The sequence below is a fragment of the Halomonas sp. SIMBA_159 genome (assembly GCF_046536035.1).
Lineage (GTDB): Bacteria > Pseudomonadota > Gammaproteobacteria > Pseudomonadales > Halomonadaceae > Vreelandella > Vreelandella venusta_A.
The window spans coordinates 1-278 of the sequence record NZ_JAWJBT010000411.1 but is presented as its reverse complement, the minus strand read 5'-3'; the positions used below and the strand labels follow the sequence as shown (position 1 = coordinate 278).

The 278-nt window shown below is 64.4% G+C and carries 1 protein-coding gene; it reads right to left on the bottom strand.

Annotation, left to right across the window (positions count from 1 at the left end; genetic code table 11):
- The coding region (locus R0J87_RS19825; RefSeq protein WP_498888400.1) for a hypothetical protein at positions 1-207 on the bottom strand (207 nt) is incomplete at its 3' end.
- Between the last annotated feature and the right edge of the window lie 71 nt (positions 208-278).

Below are 278 nucleotides of genomic sequence, written 5' to 3'. Positions count from 1 at the left end.
CACGCCGGCAGCCAGAACCGCGAGAAACCAGCCCCAGGCGGGCATCGTGAACTCCAGGAACAGGAATCTCAGCGTCGCGGGAGCCACATTCGAGAACACGAAGGAGAGCGCGGCGATGGCGATGATGATGGCGATGATCGCCTTCGCGCCGTTCGCTTTCGCCTTCTGTTCCGTACCGCTGCCTGTCGTGCTTTCCTTCTCGGGCATACGTCTCCTCCTCCTGCTCCCGCGCGCTCGCGGGCCGCTCCAGGGAGGAGACTACTCACCTTTCGTGCCGC